9 protein-coding genes and 1 rRNA gene are annotated in these 13,315 nt (G+C 67.7%); 6 read left to right on the top strand and 4 right to left on the bottom strand.

Features of this window, described 5'->3' with window-relative positions; genetic code table 11:
• The 4 genes from rrf to AC1DKQ_RS09020 form a co-directional block, all read left to right on the top strand.
• Window positions 1-93, top strand: a 5S ribosomal RNA gene (gene rrf, locus AC1DKQ_RS09035); the annotation flags it as partial.
• Between the two features lie 743 nt (window positions 94-836).
• Window positions 837-1,124 carry an HU family DNA-binding protein gene (locus tag AC1DKQ_RS09030; RefSeq protein WP_011776355.1) on the top strand — a complete coding sequence of 96 codons (288 nt, stop codon included), beginning with the start codon at window positions 837-839 and terminating at the stop codon, window positions 1,122-1,124.
• Between the two features lie 199 nt (window positions 1,125-1,323).
• Window positions 1,324-3,498 carry a bifunctional copper resistance protein CopD/cytochrome c oxidase assembly protein gene (locus AC1DKQ_RS09025; protein WP_476918770.1) on the top strand — a complete coding sequence of 725 codons (2,175 nt, stop codon included), beginning with the start codon at window positions 1,324-1,326 and terminating at the stop codon, window positions 3,496-3,498.
• Window positions 3,495-5,453, top strand: coding sequence for an NHL domain-containing thioredoxin family protein (locus tag AC1DKQ_RS09020; RefSeq protein ID WP_476918769.1), 1,959 nt, complete (start codon window positions 3,495-3,497; stop codon window positions 5,451-5,453). Before AC1DKQ_RS09025 ends, AC1DKQ_RS09020 begins: the two co-directional genes overlap by 4 nt.
• A gap of 253 nt (window positions 5,454-5,706) precedes the next feature.
• On the opposite strand, the gene AC1DKQ_RS09015 is transcribed toward AC1DKQ_RS09020, so the two are convergent.
• The gene (locus tag AC1DKQ_RS09015) at window positions 5,707-6,699 is read right to left on the bottom strand and encodes a hypothetical protein (protein ID WP_476918768.1); all 993 of its coding nucleotides are present in this window, start codon (window positions 6,697-6,699) and stop codon (window positions 5,707-5,709) included.
• 135 nt (window positions 6,700-6,834) lie between these two features.
• Window positions 6,835-8,568 carry a helicase HerA-like domain-containing protein gene (locus AC1DKQ_RS09010; protein ID WP_476918767.1) on the bottom strand — a complete coding sequence of 578 codons (1,734 nt, stop codon included), beginning with the start codon at window positions 8,566-8,568 and terminating at the stop codon, window positions 6,835-6,837.
• Between the two features lie 262 nt (window positions 8,569-8,830).
• On the opposite strand from AC1DKQ_RS09010, the gene AC1DKQ_RS09005 reads away from it, so the two are divergent.
• Both AC1DKQ_RS09005 and AC1DKQ_RS09000 read left to right on the top strand, forming a co-directional pair.
• Window positions 8,831-9,649, top strand: coding sequence for a glycoside hydrolase family 25 domain-containing protein (locus tag AC1DKQ_RS09005; protein WP_476918766.1), 819 nt, complete (start codon window positions 8,831-8,833; stop codon window positions 9,647-9,649).
• A 293-nt stretch (window positions 9,650-9,942) separates the two neighbouring features.
• The gene (locus tag AC1DKQ_RS09000; protein WP_476885857.1) at window positions 9,943-10,932 is read left to right on the top strand and encodes an LLM class flavin-dependent oxidoreductase; all 990 of its coding nucleotides are present in this window, start codon (window positions 9,943-9,945) and stop codon (window positions 10,930-10,932) included.
• 28 nt (window positions 10,933-10,960) lie between these two features.
• Here the strand turns inward: AC1DKQ_RS09000 and galK are convergent, their stop codons facing one another.
• A complete protein-coding gene (gene galK / locus AC1DKQ_RS08995; RefSeq protein ID WP_476918765.1) occupies window positions 10,961-12,127 on the bottom strand; it encodes a galactokinase in 1,167 nt (388 codons plus the stop codon).
• Window positions 12,124-13,314 carry a galactose-1-phosphate uridylyltransferase gene (gene galT, locus AC1DKQ_RS08990; protein ID WP_476918764.1) on the bottom strand — a complete coding sequence of 397 codons (1,191 nt, stop codon included), beginning with the start codon at window positions 13,312-13,314 and terminating at the stop codon, window positions 12,124-12,126. Before galT ends, galK begins: the two co-directional genes overlap by 4 nt.
• Window position 13,315 lies beyond the last annotated feature (1 nt).

Genomic DNA, 13,315 nt, shown 5'->3' with positions numbered 1-13,315 from the left:
ACGCCCGGTCCCATCCCGAACCCGGAAGCTAAGACCCACAGCGCCGATGGTACTGCACCCGGGAGGGTGTGGGAGAGTAGGTCACCGCCGGAACACCATTAACGGTCGAGGACCCCCAACCACGTTGGGGGTCCTCCCGCATTTAACCGACGCAACACAACTGACCCGCAGCAGGGGCCGTTTTGGAGGCCCAGAACGGCCCCTGCTGCCAGCCAGTTGGGACAAGAACCGCCGACGGGTCAGACGGGCAGTTCTGACACACGGCAACCCAAACCGGGCGCCGCCGTCGAACACCCCGAACGCGGGGGAGCCTCGCCGCAGGGGCGCCTCACTGCAGGTCACCAGACGAACACCATTCACGGTCGAGGATCCAACCACGTCGGGGGCCCGGCGTTTTAGCCCCCCGAAGCCCCCGCAGGTCCCCTGCGCGCATCGGGGGCTTTTGGGACTTAACCCACGTAACATAACGCCCGCCAGGACCGCCTGCCATGGCCTTGGGCCACATCAAAGCCCTCCTGTATTCAGACCTCAAGACATGCCACCAGAAGCCTGGTCCCGGCCTCCCACGCGGTCGCTCCGGTCCGCTACGCAGGCGGTGCAAAGTCCGCCGGCGAGGACGGTGGAGGATCTCGTTGAATCGGCGCCGGCGAAGGGGCGTCCGCTCTCGGCGCAATTTGGCCGCGATCGGCGTCGATTCCAGTGATTTTCCCCAAAAAACGCCGAAAACACGCGGAATTTGCCACCTCTGAGGCGCCAAGCTGGTAAGTTTTCGAACAGTGGCTTGTACGCATGCCGTGTGCAGGCTCCAAAAATCATGACCGTCCAGGAGGACATAAATGGCTAAGAACCGTAGTGAACTTGTTGCAGAGGTCGCAGGCAAGGCCGGCACCAGCCAGGCAGCAGTCAACTCCGTGCTCGACGCACTGTTCGAGGTCTTCGAGACCTCTGTCGCCGCGGGCGAAAAGATCACCATCCCGGGCTGGCTCGCAGTCGAGCGCACCGACCGTGCAGCTCGCACCGGCCGCAACCCGCAGACCGGCGAGACCATCCAGATTGCCGCTGGCCACAGCGTCAAGCTGACCGCCGGCTCCAAGCTGAAGGCTGCAGTCGCCAAGAAGAAGTAGTTCTTCTTCGCAGGCTTGAAAGGAGCGGCAACCCTCGGGTTGCCGCTCCTTTTGCGTTCCCCGCACGTGCTCCGCACCTCCACCGCGCGATCGGCGCCCATCCCCGACTGTCCCCCGCCCGTTCGCCCGGACCGACCCCCACGGCCGAACCGTGGGGGACCGATTCGCTGAGCAGGGCGGCGTAGCGGACAATGGAGGTGTGCCTTCCGCAGCAAATCCCACGCCCACAACCGCAGCGCCCGTTCCCCTAGGGGACCCGCGCGGCCCTGGCCAGGGTTCCGACGGGATTTCCCGGGCTTGGCTGCTCGCCGGCCTCGGCGCGCTGTTTGTGGGCCTGATCGCGGCACTGATCTTTTCCGGTGCGGCGGCCGCCCGCGAAGTTTCCGATCCCGGTGCACTGGTGCGTTGGGGGCTGCCGGTGAGCAAAGCGGTCCACAACATCGCCGTGGCCACCGTGATCGGCGGCCTTATCTTCGCCGTCGGGATCCTCCCGCGGAACAGGAACGGCTCCCGGTCCAAGGATCAGGACGCCCCGGAACATCCGGCCTTCACCCGGGCGTTGGCCGTGGCCGCGGCGGCGGGCGCCGTCTGGACGCTCTCCGCGATCTCTGTGCTGGTCCTGGGCTACGCGGACATTGCAGGGCAGGGCATCTCCGGGGATCCGGAATTCACCCGTTCCCTCGTGTACTTCATGACGGACCTCGAAACCGGACGCGCCTGGCTGGCTGTCGTGATCATCGCAGCCGTCGTCACCACCGCCCTGTTCGGGGTGCGCTCCCGCGGCGGGCTGGCATTGACGCTGGTCCTGTCGCTGATCGGGCTGGTCCCCGCGGCCCTGATCGGGCACTCCTCAAGCTCCAGCGACCACGAGGGCGCTATCAACTCACTCGGCCTGCACCTGGTAGGCGTATCGGCCTGGGTCGGCGGCATCATCATGCTGGCGGTCCTTTCCGGCGTCCTGGGCGGCACCGGCGCCGGCGGGCGCAGTTCGGGTGCATCCCCGCGGACCGCCGACATCATCGAGCCAACCCTGCGGAGGTTCTCATCCCTTGCGGGCTTTGCCTTCGCTCTGGTCTTCGCCTCAGGCGTGATCAACGCCAGCATCCGCCTCACCACCTGGGCAGACCTTTTCGGGTCGTCCTACGGGCAACTGATCCTCGCCAAAACGGCGGCGGTCCTTGTGCTGGGCGGCATCGGACTCATGCACCGCCGCTGGGTCATCCCGCAGCTGGGCAACCGCGGCATGGGCAGGTCAGCGCGCCAAGTCCTGTGGCAGCTGGTGATCGTGGAGCTGCTCATCATGGGAGCGACGTCCGGGATCGCCGTGGCCTTGGGGCGCTCGGCCCCGCCGCAGCCCACTACCTTCGCCCCCGACGCGTCACCGGCCTTCATCCTCTCCGGCTACGAGCTGCCGCCGGAACTGACCCCGGAGCGATGGCTCACTGAGTGGCGGCTCGACTGGCTCTGGGTCGCCGTCGCACTCTTTGCCCTGGTGTCCTACGTCCTCGGTGTCCGGAAGGTGCTGCAACGCGGCGACTCGTGGTCCTGGTTCCGGACCGTCAACTGGGTGATCGGGCTCATGGTCCTCACCTACGTGACCTCGGGGCCGCCGTCGGTCTACGGCAGGGTGTTGTTTTCCGCGCACATGGTGGACCATATGGCCCTGACCATGGTGGCCCCCATCTTCCTGGTCCTCGGCGCCCCCGTGACGTTGGCGCTCCGGGCGCTCACGCCGCGGCGGGACAGTTCGCGTGGACCGCGTGAGTGGCTGATGATCTTCATCCACTCCAAGTTCTCGCAACTGGTGACCCACCCGCTGTTCGCGGCCGCCAACTTCGCCGGCTCCATCGTGCTCTTCTACTACTCCGACGCGTTCGGCTACGCGATGCGGGACCACGTGGGCCACGAGCTCATGAACCTGCACTTCGCGCTCACCGGCTACATCTTCGTGCTCACTATGATCGGCACCGATCCGCTGCCGCGCCGCGCACCGTACCCCATGCGGCTGCTGCTGCTGCTGGCCACCATGGGCTTCCACGCGTTCTTCGGCGTCGCCATCATGGGCGGGACGGGGCTGCTGGCCGCGGACTACTTCGGCAACCTTGGGCGGACGTGGGGCCCCTCGGCCCTGCTGGACCAGCAGATGGGCGGTGCCGTGGCCTGGGGCATCGGCGAAGTGCCAACCCTGCTGGTGGCGATCGGCGTCGCCGTTATGTGGTCCCGATCCGACGCGCGCGAGTCCAAACGCACGGACCGGGCGGCGGACAGGAATAACGACGCCGATCTCACCGCTTACAACGATATGTTTGCCAAGCTGGCCGATCGCGACGCCAGGCTTGCCGAACGCAATTCAAAGCTGGAAGGACGCTCATGACCGAAACCGTACGCACCCACCTCCGGGTCCGCGCCTCAGAACTCGTGGGCCGCAACTGGCTGAACACCGGCGGCAAGTCCCTGGACCTCGAATCCCTGCGCGGCAAGATTGTGCTGCTGGACTTCTGGACCTTCTGCTGCATCAACTGCCTGCACGTCCTGGACGAACTCCGTCCGCTCGAGCAGCAGTACTCGGATGTCCTCGTGACGGTCGGCGTGCATTCGCCCAAGTTCGAGCACGAGGCCGATCCCGTGGCACTGGCGGCCGCCGTCGAACGCTACGAGATCCGCCACCCGGTCCTCGACGACCCCGAGCTGGACACCTGGAAGGCCTACACGGCCCGGGCGTGGCCCACCCTGGTGGTCATCGATCCCGAGGGCTACATCGTGGCGCACCTCTCCGGTGAAGGCCACGCGGACGGCCTCGCCGTCCTCATCCCCGAACTGATCGCCGAGCATGAGGCCAGGGGCACCCTGCACCGCGGCGACGGTCCCTATGTGGCGCCGGAACCGACGTCGGGCACGCTGCGCTTCCCGGGCAAGGCGCTGTTCTTGCCGGACGGGCGCGGCGTCGGCAGTGCCGGAGACGGTTCGTGGCTGGTGACCGACACCGGCCATCACCGGCTCGTGGAACTCTCCACCGATTTTGAGACGGTGCTGGCCACCTACGGCTCCGGTGAAAAAGGCCACGCCGACGGCAACGCCGCCGCCGCGCGGTTCAATGAGCCGCAGGGTCTGGTACTCCTGCCCGAGGACGTCGCCGCCGAGACCGGCTACGACGTCGTCATTGCCGACACCGTGAACCACCGGCTCCGCGGGCTCTCCCTCGCGGACGGAACGGTCCGGACGCTGGCTGGCAATGGCGTGCAGCGGCTGCTGGAAACCGGCCCGGCCCGTGTGGATGAGGAGGGCACCGCCTACGGTACCCGGCTCGAGGCGGACCCTCTTGCGGTGTCACTGAGTTCGCCGTGGGATGTCGTCTGGTCCACCAAACTCAACGCCGTGGTGGTGGCGATGGCTGGAGTGCACCAGATCTTCAGTTTCGAGCCGACCTCCGGCGCCGTGAAGATCATCGCCGGCAACGGCCTCGAGGGGCTCCTGGACGGCCCGGCCGCCGAAGCCTGGTTCGCCCAGTCCTCCGGCCTCGCCGAGGATGCCGACGGCAGCATCTGGGTGGCTGACTCCGAGACCTCCGCCCTGCGCAAACTCGTCATTGACGACGCCGGCATCATCACCGTCGAGTCGGCCGTGGGCAAGGGCCTGTTCGACTTCGGCTTCCGCGACGGCGCCGCCGCAGAGGCCCGGCTGCAGCACCCGCTCGGCGTGACGGTGCTTCCGGACGGCTCCGTGGCCATCGCGGACACGTACAACGGCGCGGTCCGCCGCTACGACCCGGCAACGGGCACGGTCTCCACGCTGGCGCGCGGGCTGTCCGAGCCCTCGGACGTCATTGTGGACCACACCCAGGTCGCCGGAGCCGAGCCGCTGCTGGTGGTGGTCGAGGCGAACAAGCACCAGCTGGTGTACGTGCCCATCCCGAAGGAAGCCCAGCAGGTGGACGAGGGCGCGGCGCAAACCCACCGGCCCAAGAGCCCCGTGGCGCCCGGGCCGCTGGAATTGGCGGTCCGCTTCACGGCGCCCACCGGGCAGAAGCTGGATGACCGCTGGGGCGATCCCACCCAGTTGAAGGTCTCGTCCACACCGCCCGAACTGCTGGTGTCCGGCGGCGGGACATCCGTGGGGCTCCTGCGCACTCTGGAGCTGTCCCCCGACGTTCCCGATGGCGTCCTGCACATCACCGCCCGCGCGGCGGCGTGCGACGGACCCGAAGACGCCGACGGCGAGATCCCGGACCACGCTGCCTGCCACCTCTACCAGCAGGACTGGGGCATCCCCGTGCTCCTGCAGGCCGACGGCGACACCGAGCTGGTCCTGGACCTGCGCGGAATGGACTGAGCCGAAACACTTGGCCGCTGCGCCGGCGCCGATCAAGCCAGTGCTGATCAAAAGGCTGCTGTCCGTGACCTCGCGTCACGGGCAGCAGCCTTTGGCTTTCGCCGGACCCTGTGGGCGTGGAATCCCGCCGCCGTCGACTCCCGGGGGCAGTGAAAGGATTTTCAAGGTGCCGTGCTTTCGGGATGGCTCAACGTCTGCGCCGCGTGACGAGAAGGGCCCGCGGCAGGCCTGACAAGGCGCTCCTGCCCAGGGTCTAGTAGTTCAGCTGCGGCGTGAGCTTGACGGTGTCGCCGTCGATGTCCAGGCGGGTCGTGAAGCTGAAATCGTGGACTGAGTTGATGTCGGACGGGGCGCCCGTAAACAGGTCCACCTGGCGGGCCTTGATCCGGGCCTTGCCGTCCAAGGGCGCGACTACCCAGCGGCCGCCGAACGGCTCGATGCTGACGGTGGGGTAGTCCGTGATGCTCCAGTCAATGGTCCCGTCCATCACGCGGTTGTTGGTGGCGTGGTAGAACGGGCAGTCGGGCTGCAGCTTCTGCTGCTTGTCGGCCTCAGCGGCGCAGGAGTCCAGGAATTCCTTGACCTTGCCGCTCACGGCCTCCTTCAGGGCGCCGGTGGCCTCGGTCAGCAGGTTCAGCGAGGCCGGGCGCGCTTCCCCGCCCGTCACGGTTGCCCGGGTAGCCGGGGCGAAGAAGTACTGGCCGTTCAGCGCGGCCTCGTACTCGCCGGGGTAGAAGACAGCAAAGGAGTTGCGGCCGTTGGGCATGTTTACCGGTACCCCGTTGACGGTGGCTTCGCTGGAGTTGACCACGGTGACGTCCAGGACGGGCAGCGCAGCCGGGACGAAAGACCATTTATGGAAGAACAGCCACTCGGTCCCGGAGCGTTCCAGCAGGAACTCTGTCCGCAGATGGCTGCCGTCGATCGTGTAGTCCATGGGCACTATGACCTGGTTCGCGCCGCGCTCTTCAGGGTCACCAAGCTTGACGTCGGAAATGCGGGCGGCCGCGGTTTGCAGGGCGGTTCCGTCGAGCATCGCCGGGTTGCTTTGTGGCACGGAGGCGCGCAAGAGCCCCAACGCCTTTTCGCCCTCGCCCTTTTGCAGGGCGCTGAGATATTCGCGGACTGGCTGCTGGGGACCGGCAACGGAGTTGTTCACCAGGTTGATGGACACGACGGCCCCGGCCACGGCAAGCATCAGTCCGAGCAGCCACACTGCTGCGATTTTGACCAACGACTGACTCATCTGCACGATTCTTACGTTACCTGCACCCCACAGGAATCTCCGCGTCGCCGTCTCCATCTGTGACGCGGAGCATGGCTGACCGCCGTCCGGCTAGCGGAGCCAGGACCATTCCGTTGGACTCCGCCGCGCTTATCCCTAGCGCCGGCGGCGCTTCGAGGAGGAAGTGCCGAAGACGCCGCGGAGCAGCTCCCGGCCAAGTTGGGTCCCCAGCGATCGGGCCATGCTCTTCAGGCCTCCGCCGAGGGCTCCAGCGAGGTCACCGCCGATCCCGCCGCCGAGGCCACCGCCGGCGTCCGTCGGCTGCGCCGGGCGGGGGGCCCGCGGCTGGGGCGATTTCGCGTGCTCGGGTGTCCCCGGCGCCGGCGCGGGCCGGCTGCTAGGGCGGCCAAGGATTTCTTCCTCAATCCGTCGGGCTTCGGCGTCGACGGCGTTGGGGTCCAAGCCGCCGCCCTGGCCCGCACTGCCGGAGGAACCGCCCTGGTGTGCGGTCCCGGCGGCCGGCCCGGTGGGGGCAGCGCCCTTGCCGGTGATCTTCTCGTAGGCCGAGATGTTGTCGACGGCGGTGCCGTATTTGGGCAGGAGCGCGGAGGCGGCAACTGTGCTGGAGATCAGGGCGTCGGTGCTGGGACCCATTACGGATTCCGGGGCGCGGAGCCGGGTGAGCGCCACAGGCGTCGGAGCGCCCTTCTCATTCAGGACGGTGATGACGGCCTCGCCGATGCCGGCGGTGGTGAGGGTCTCCTCGAGATCGTAGTCGCTGGTCGGGAACGTGGACACGGTGGCCTTGAGGGCCTTGGCGTCCTCCGGGGTGTAGGCGCGGAGGGCGTGCTGCACCCGGTTGGCCAGCTGGCCGAGGACATCGGCGGGGACATCCTTGGGGGTCTGCGTCACGAAGAAGATGCCGACGCCCTTGGACCGGATGAGCCGGACGGTGGTGGTGATGGCGTCGAGGAAGGCCTTTGAAGCGCCGTTGAACAGCAAGTGCGCCTCATCCAGGAAGAACACGAGCTTGGGCTTGTCGAGGTCCCCCGCCTCTGGCAGGTCCTCAAAAAGATCGGCCAGCAGCCACATGAGGAACGTTGAGAAGAGCATGGGTTTGGTCTGCAGCGTCGGCAGCTCCAGGCAGCTGACCACGCCGCGGCCGTCCGGCGCCGTACGCAGCAGTTCAGCGGTGTCGAACTCGGGTTCGCCGAAGAACTTCTCCATGCCCTGCGCCTCGAGCGTGATCAGTTCGCGCAGGATCACGCCCGCGGTTGCCTTGGAGAGGCCGCCGAGTTCCTCGAGCTCGTCCTTGCCCTCGGCCGAGGTCAGGAACTGGATCACGGCCCGCAGGTCCTTGAGGTCGATCAGCTCCAGGTTGTTCTTGTCCGCGAAATGGAAGACGAGCTGGAGGCTGGATTCCTGGGTCTCATTCAGGTCCATGACCCGGGAGAGCAGGATGGGGCCGAAAGACGTAATGGTGGCGCGGACCGGGATGCCGTTGCCGTCGCCGCCGAGGGCAAGGAACTCCACCGGAAAGGTCTTTCCGGACCAGGCCTGGCCGATGCTCTCCGTGCGGGCCAGGAGCTTGTCGCTGCCTGTGCCCGCGGTGGCCAGCCCGGAGAGGTCGCCTTTGATGTCGGCAAGGAACACGGGCACCCCCGCCGTGGAGAGCTGTTCGGCCATCATGTGCAGCGTGACGGTCTTGCCGGTGCCTGTCGCCCCGGCCACGAGGCCGTGCCGGTTCATCATCGCGAGCGGCAGCCGGACGGGGGCATCCTTGTGGAGTTCGCCATCGACGATCGCCGCCCCGAGCTCGATCGTGGGTCCGTCCAGGGTGTAGCCCTTCTGGATCGTCGCGACTTTATCTGCGGTGGATTTGATGGCCATGCGGTTAGCTTAGCCGGGTCCGGTGCTCCCTGACCCGGCAAAGACCCGCCCATTCGGCGAGGCCCCTGAGGACTTCCTTGGCCGGGCCTCGAAGGACTGCGGGTTCTGTCCCGTGATGAGGTTCCCGTCCCGCACCACATCCCATGTCCAGGCCGCGCCGATTCCGGAAGCTGTCCGCGCGGTCCTGTGGGCGCCTCTGAGGAAATTCGGCACCGTTGCTGAATTACGCCACCGATTAGCGACTCTGCCCTTAGACTGTGGCATGCCCAACTCGTTCCCGCGCATCGTACTGGCCTTTGTGGTGACCCTCGGCCTTGTCCTTCTGGGCGGAAGCGCTGCGTCGGCCCTTACGGCCAGCTCCTCGGGACCCGGAATCGATGTGTCCTGGCCGCAGTGCGGTAAGACCCCGGCAAAGCATCCTGCCTTTGCAATCGTCGGCGTCAATTACGGACTGGCCAACACCACCAACCCGTGCCTGGCAAGCCAGCTGGCCTGGGCGAAGACCGCAGAGTCCCTCGCAGGGACGGCGCAGCCGAAGGTAGCCCTGTACGTCAACACCGCGAACCCCGGGCGGCAGGGGTCCTGGTGGCCCACATCGAACATCTACGACGGCGTGAAGGTCACCAACCCCTACGGCAACTGCGCCTTGGGGTCGTTCAAAGCCTGTTCCTACATGTACGGGTGGGCCAAGGCGTCCGACGACGCCAAGCGCCGCGGGGTCAGGAACCCGCAGTCCTACCTCTGGTGGCTGGATGTGGAAACGGAAAACACCTGGCAGGCGGACAAGGCCGCCAACGTCGCCGTCCTGGAAGGAATGACCGCCTCTTTCAAGAAGATCGGCGCCCGCGTGGGCCTCTACTCCAATGCCTACCAGTGGGGGGGAGGTCGTCGGAGCCGTGAAGTTCACCAGCCCGCTGGCAGGATTGCCGACCTGGCTCGCTGGAGCGCGATCGGCGGCCGGCGCCAAGGCGAACTGTGCCCTCCCCGCGCTCACCGCGCGCGGCCGTGTCTCGATGACGCAATACATCTCCGGTGGCCTCGACTACAACCACTCGTGCAGCTGATCCCGCTGAACCGCTGAGGTCGAAGCAGAAGTAGAAGAGCAACAGACGCCCGCAAGCAGCAGTCGGCATCAGGCCGGACCGGCGTGAACCGTCCGCGCCGTGTAGCTACAGCCGTGTAGCTGCAGCAGTGCAGCCATGGCTGTGCAGACGTAGCAGCGCAGATATAGCGGTCCTGAAATATGGGCAGAAATATCCCGGGCTCCGCCGTCGTTGAAGCCAGTGTGCCCGCGCCGGAAACCCGGCGTCGACCAGGACCGCAGTCCCAAACTCCGGCCCGCACACTGCCCCGCTACGAAAGGCCGGCTTTTCCGTGACTGTTCCGCTTTCCATTCTTGATCTCGCAACCATCGGCCCGGGCCAGACGGCGGCGGAGAGCTTCGCCGGAAGCGTGGCCATGGCCCAGCTCGCCGAGGACAGGGGATACAGTCGGATCTGGTACGCCGAGCACCACAACATGTCCTCGATCGCCTCGTCCGCCACGAGCGTGCTGATCGCCCACGTCGCTGCCCACACCTCCAGCATTCGGCTTGGTGCCGGTGGCGTGATGCTGCCCAACCACTCGCCGCTGACCATCGCGGAACAGTTCGGCACGCTCGAGACCCTGCACCCCGGAAGGATCGACCTGGGATTGGGTCGGGCGCCGGGCAGTGACCAGAACACCATGCGCGCCCTGCGCCGCGATCCGATGTCGGCAGACAGCTTCCCCCAGGACGTCCTGGAGCTCCAGGGCTACCTGACCGGGCCCACCCGGATCCAGGGCGTGGAGGCCACCCCAGGCAAGGGCACGAATGTGCCGCTGTACATCCTGGGTTCGTCCCTGTTCGGCGCCAGGCTGGCCGCCCAGCTGGGCCTGCCCTACGCCTTCGCCTCGCACTTCGCGCCCAACGCGCTGCAGGACGCCGTGGCCGTCTATCGCCGCGAATTCCGGCCCTCCGCCCAGCTCGAAGCCCCGCACGTGATCGCCGGCGTCAACGTCATCGCCGCGGATACGGCCGCAGACGCCCAGGCGATGTTCCAGGCCACCAAGCGCGCCAGGGTTTCCCTGTTCTTCGGCAACGGCCGCGTGTTCAGCGACGACGAGGCGGACATGATCCTGGACTCGCCGCAGGGCCAGCACATGGCGCAGATGATGAAGTACTCCGCCGTCGGCACTCCCGATGCCGTCCTGGCGTACCTCGAGGAATTCACGGCGCACGCCGACGCCGACGAACTGATCGTGGCGCACCAGAGCACAGGCACTGAGGCCCGGCTGCGCTCCGTGGAACTTCTGGCCGACGCCGCCCGGCTGGTGCGGGCCTAAGAGCCCGCCAGCCTAACGCCGTCCCAGGCTACAGTTCCCGGCGCGCACCCTCGGACGCGGTGACGGGGAAGATGTGCGGAGCCGTGTACCCGGCGCGGGCGAACTCGCGGGCAATGCCCCGGGCCACCGTGCCGGCGTCGTCGTTCCGGACCAGGGCCAGGGCGGCCCCGCCGAAGCCGCCACCGGTCATCCTCGCGCCGATGGCGCCCAGTTCCTGCGCGCTGGCCACGGCGAGGTCGAGCTCGGGGGTGGAGATCTCGAAGTCGTCCCGCATGGACAGGTGCGATTCATTCAGGAACGGCCCGATGGCGCCGGGTCCCGAGGTCCGCAGGGCCGCGACGGTGTCGAGCACCCGCTGGTTTTCCGTGATGATGTGGCGCACCCGGCGGTAGGTCTGTCCGTCGAGCTGTGCCGCGGCGCGGGGGAGATCGTCCGGGCCCAGTGCCCGCAGGCTGCCGACGCCGAGGCGGCGGGCGCCGTCCTCGCAGGACCGGCGGCGGCTGGCATAGCCGCCGTCGGCATGGGAATGGCTGGTGCGGGTGTCGATCACCAGGAGCCCCACACCGGCGCCGGCGAAGCCAAGGGCGACGGTCTCGGTCAACAGGCTCTGGCAGTCGAGCAGGATGCCATGATCCGTTTCGCCCAGGAGCGAGGCCGACTGGTCCATGATGCCGGTGGGGGCGCCGACCACCCGGTTCTCGGCCAGCTGGCCGATCCGGGCCAGTTCCTGCCGCTCCAGCCCCGACTCCCAGAGATCGTTCAACGCCAGGGCCGTGGCGCATTCGACGGCGGCAGAGGACGACAGCCCGGCACCGGCCGGGACATCCGAGGTCAGCGCCAGGTCCACGCCGGACATCCGGGCCGCGGCGCTGCCGGACGCACCGCCAGCGATCGCCCAGGCCACGCCCAGCGGGTAGGCGGCCCAGCCGGTGAGGGCATCCGGGTCCAGGTGGTCCAGGCTCACCTCCACCACTCCGGGGAAGGAACTGCTTGCGACCCTGAGCAGACGGTCTGCGCGGGCGCGGGCCGCTACCGTGGTGCGTTTGTCGATTGCGATCGGAAACGCGAAGCCGCCGTTGTAATCCGTGTGCTCGCCGATCAGGTTGACCCGTCCGGGCGCCGACCACAAACCGTCCGGCGCGCCGCCGAACTGGCTGGAAAAGTACTCACTTCCCAGTTGAAGGACCTCGTTCATGGCTGGGCGGCTTCCTGTTCTGTTGCCGGCAGTTCCGGGCGGAATGGGTCCGGGAGGAAGGGCCCGGGGCGGTACGGCTCGAGCCGGGCCCTTTCCATGGCCTCGCGGAGCCGGGCGGCTGCCGTTTCCGGCGGGATGTCCGCGATGAATGCGCCCATCGCGGCCTCCGACCCTGCCAGGTATTTGAGCTTGTCCTCCTCCCGGCGGGGCGACGTCAGTTGCAGCATGAGCCGGATGTCGTCCCGGTGGGCGTGGACGGGAGCCTGGTGCCACGCCGAAATGTACGGAGTGGGCGTGTCATAGAGGGCATCGACGCCGCGCAGGAGCCGGCTGTACAAACGGGAGAACTCATCGCGTTCCTCATCCGTCGTGGCGGCGAGGTCCGGGACGTGCCGGTGCGGGAGGATGTGCACTTCCAGCGGCCAGCGCGCGGCAAACGGGACAAACGCCGTCCAGTGCTCGCCCTGGAGCAGCACCCGCTCGGATTTCTGCTCGAAGCTGAGGATGTCCTTGAACAGCGAGCCGCCGTAGCTCTCGATCGTGCGGACCAGCTGGGCCGTGCGCGGTGTGATGTACGGGTAGGCGTAGATCTGTCCATGCGGGTGGTGCAGCGTCACGCCGATCGCTTCGCCGCGGTTCTCGAACGGGAAAACCTGTTCGACGCCGGGCAGCGCGGACAGCGCCGCCGTCCGGTCCGCCCAGGCTTCCACCACAGTGCGCATCCGGGACAGCGGCAGCCGCGCCAGGGAACCCGTGTGTTCGGGGGAGAAGCACACCACTTCGCACCGGCCCACAGACTGCCGGCTGCGCCCCAGCCCCACCAGGGCGAGGTCATCCAGGCCCTCCGGCGCGGCGGCCCCTGCCAGCTCCGGTCCGAAGGACGGGGACTTATTTTCGAAGACGGCGACGTCGTAGAGGCTCGGGATTTCCGAGGGATTCTCCGGCGACGCCGGGGCCAGCGGATCCAGGTGCGAGGGCGGCAGGACCACCCGGTTCTGCCGGGCGGCCGCGATCGAAATCCACTCCCCGGTCAGGACGTCTTGGCGCATGGTGGCCGTGGGCGGACGGAGCGCCGGCGCGCGCAGGTCCTCCCCCCGGTCCGGGGGCAGGAGGGTATCGGCATCATCGAAGTAGATGATGTCCCGGCCGTCGGAGAGCTTATGGGAGCGTTTCGTAATCTGGCCCATG

The sequence above is a fragment of the Arthrobacter sp. 05L421 genome (assembly GCF_056397785.1).
Note: the sequence above shows the minus strand (reverse complement) of the source record. Positions and strands in the feature narration are given on the sequence as shown.